4 protein-coding genes are annotated in these 3,087 nt (G+C 62.4%); 3 read left to right on the forward strand and 1 reads right to left on the reverse strand.

Annotation, left to right across the window (positions count from 1 at the left end; genetic code table 11):
- The coding region (locus ACE3SN_RS16545) for a thiamine pyrophosphate-dependent enzyme (RefSeq protein ID WP_374531889.1) at positions 1-393 on the forward strand (393 nt) is incomplete at its 5' end.
- Here ACE3SN_RS16545 and ACE3SN_RS16550 read toward each other — a convergent pair.
- Positions 394-813, reverse strand: coding sequence for an EVE domain-containing protein (locus tag ACE3SN_RS16550; protein ID WP_374531891.1), 420 nt, complete (start codon positions 811-813; stop codon positions 394-396).
- A 61-nt stretch (positions 814-874) separates the two neighbouring features.
- Here ACE3SN_RS16550 and ACE3SN_RS16555 point away from each other — a divergent pair, with 61 nt between their 5' ends.
- The gene (locus tag ACE3SN_RS16555) at positions 875-1,810 is read left to right on the forward strand and encodes an isopenicillin N synthase family dioxygenase (RefSeq protein ID WP_374531893.1); all 936 of its coding nucleotides are present in this window, start codon (positions 875-877) and stop codon (positions 1,808-1,810) included.
- 105 nt (positions 1,811-1,915) lie between these two features.
- On the forward strand, positions 1,916-3,087 hold a 1,172-nt coding region (locus ACE3SN_RS16560; RefSeq protein WP_374531895.1), incomplete at its 3' end, for a putative bifunctional diguanylate cyclase/phosphodiesterase.

The raw sequence follows: 3,087 nt of genomic DNA on the forward strand, positions 1-3,087 counted from the left end.
CTGCGCCATCCCGAACGGACCGTGATCGCACTCGCCGGGGACGGGGACTTCCTGATGAATGGGCAGGAACTGGCCACCGCCGTCCAATACGGCTGCGACATCCTGGTCGTGCTGGTCGATAACGGCGCCTACGGAACGATCCGGATGCACCAGGAGCGCGAATTTCCCGCGCGGGTCGTCGGCACCAACCTGACCAATCCGGATTTCGCGGCGCTCGCCCGGGCCTATGGCGGCTGGGCACAGCGGGTCGAAACTACCGCGCAGTTCTCGGCTGCGCTGGCCGAGGCCAAGGCGCGCTCGGGACTGCGCCTGCTGCACCTGGTCATCGACGTCGAGCAATTGAGCGCGGGCGGCGCAACCGTTTCGGGGCTCAGGGCGAAGGCCGGTAAATAATCAGCCTTCGGCCAGCTTGAGGATGTGATCCCATTCGGACTGCTTGACGCCTGAGACCGACAGGCGGAATTTGGTCAGCAGTTCCATGTCCGCAAGCGCCGGATCGGCCTTGATTTCCTTGAGCGTCACGGGGCGGCGCAGCTTGCGCACCGGCTTCAGCTTGACCGCGGACCAGCGTCCGGTGTCATCGCTCGGGTCGGGAATGTTGGACTGGGTTATCTCTGCAATCCCAACGATTTCGACACCGATATTCGAGTGATAGAAGAACACCTGATCGCCCGGCTGCATGGCGCGCAGGTTGTTGCGCGCAGTGTAGTTGCGCACGCCGTCCCAGGTTCCTTCGCCCTCGGCAACAAGGTCATCCCAGCTGTAAACGTCGGGTTCCGACTTCATCAGCCAGCAGGATTTGATTTTGCTCATGCCACCACTCGTAAATCCGTCTACAGGCGGCCCATAAGCGCAAATTCCGGATTATCTCAACATGCCCCTCACCTCTCTCCCCGTACTTTCGCTGGCTGACGATGCTGCGAGCTTTTCAAAGGCCATCGGCGACAGCTTCAGGACCTTTGGCTTTGCCATGGTCAAGGACTTCGACATCGACCGCGAGCTGATCGACCAGGCCTGGAAGCTGTCCGAAGAGTTCTTCGCCCTGCCCGAGGACGAAAAGCGCGGCTATCACAACCCGGCGATTGCCGGTGCGCGCGGCTACACCCCCTTTGGCGTAGAAATCGCCAAGGATGCCAAGGCGCACGACCTCAAGGAATTCTGGCACATCGGAAGGGACCTGCCCGATGGCAGCCCGCTGGCGGATTCAATGCCGCCCAATGTCTGGCCCGCCCGCCCCGAAGGCTTCCAGGCTGTCTTCAGCGAACTCTACCGCCAGTTCGACGCGACCGGCGCGACGATCCTTTCGCGCATTGCGACCTATCTGGGGCTGGACGAGCACTGGTTCGACAAGGGGATCGAGGATGGCAACTCGGTGATGCGCCTGCTCCACTATCCGCCGCTGCAGAACGTCGAAGGCGAAGCGATCCGCGCCGGTGCCCACGGCGACATCAACCTTATCACCCTGCTGCTCGGAGCCGAGGAAGCCGGCCTTGAACTGCTGACCAAGGACGGCAACTGGATCAGCGCCTCGCCGCCCGAAGGCGCGATGGTGATCAACGTCGGCGACATGCTGGAACGCATGACCAATCACGCGCTGCCCTCGACTATCCACCGGGTGCGCAATCCCAACCCCGAACGCGCCGCTTTCAGCCGCTATTCGATGCCGTTCTTTCTGCACCTGCGCTCCGATTTCCCGATCGTGACCCTGCCGCAATGCATTTCGGAAGCGAATCCGGATCGCTATCCGGTCTCGATCACCGCGGACGAATTTTTGCAGCAGCGCCTGCGCGAAATCGGCCTGAAAAAGTAACTCTGAATCGCAAGAAGCTGATTATTCAGAGGTAATTTACCAGTTAACGCAAATTTCAGCACCTCATGGCATCCCCTGTGTGATTGGCACAGGGGATAGCCAACAATGCGCATGCCGTTCAGGAATGTTGGTAGCCCGCAAGGATCGGACGATCCGCGCCTTGGCTCGGCCAAGCGCGATGTCGTGGCACTGGCGATTGCCGCGACCGCAATCATCATGTTCGTGGGCACCGGCGGGACGGTGCTGTCCGGGATCGTGCGCGGACTTGCGGGGCACGGCGGCGGGCCGGACCGCGTCCTGACCAATGCCTTGCTGCTCAATATCGCCCTGATCATCTTCGGCTGGCGGCGCTATCGCGAACTGGCCGCAGAAGTCAGCGAACGCCGCCGCGCCCAGAGCGAGGCGATGGAACTGGCCGAGCGCGATCCGCTGACCGGGTGCCTCAACCGCCGCTCGATCGCGCCGCAGACCGACGCGCTGATTGCTTCGGCGACGCCGGCCGGCAAGGCGGTGGCCTTCATCATGCTCGACCTCGATTCCTTCAAACAGGTCAACGACGTCCACGGGCACCACGCCGGAGACGCGCTGCTGCGCGAGACGGCACTGCGCATCCGCAGCATCCTGCCACCTGCCGCGCTGCTGGGCCGGATCGGCGGTGACGAATTTGCCTGCGTCATTCCCTTCGATGCCAACAAGCCCGAGACGATCGACCAGTTCGCGCGGCATCTGATTGAGGACGTCGCCCGTCCGCTGCGGCATGGCAGCGGCGAGCTGGAGACCTCGATTTCCGTCGGGTTGGTTCGCAACGATGGCCATGATGAACCGCAGGACGCCCAGTCCCTGCTCCACATGGCGGATATCGCGATGTATTACGCCAAGGCGCACGGGCGGAATTGCTACTACTGGTTCGAGCCCGCGATGGAGACCGAACTGCGCTTTCGCAGCGAGCTGGAGAGCGGCATCCGGCGCGGCATCCCGCTGGGCGAATTCGTGCCCTATTATGAAAAGCAGGTGGATCTTGCGACCGGCGAGGTTGTCGGCTTCGAGATGCTTGCCCGCTGGAATTCACCCAAGCTGGGCGTCGTCAGCCCCGAGATCTTCATTCCCGTGGCCGAAGAGATGGGCCTTATCGCCGAGCTTTCCGAAAGTGTCATCAGCCAGGCACTGGCCGATGCGCGGGCCTGGGATCCGAAGCTGACCCTGTCGGTCAACATTTCGCCGATCCAGATGCGCGACCCCTGGTTCGCCCAGAAAATCCTGAAGCTGCTGGTAGAGGC

It is taken from the genome of Novosphingobium sp. (assembly GCF_041915465.1).
Classification (GTDB): domain Bacteria; phylum Pseudomonadota; class Alphaproteobacteria; order Sphingomonadales; family Sphingomonadaceae; genus Novosphingobium.

Coding starts and splice junctions, on each gene's coding strand:
- ACE3SN_RS16550 (WP_374531891.1), bottom strand. CDS start 813: ATGAGCAAAATCAAATCCTGCTGGCTGATGAAGTCGGAACCCGACGTT.
- ACE3SN_RS16555 (WP_374531893.1), top strand. CDS start 875: ATGCCCCTCACCTCTCTCCCCGTACTTTCGCTGGCTGACGATGCTGCG.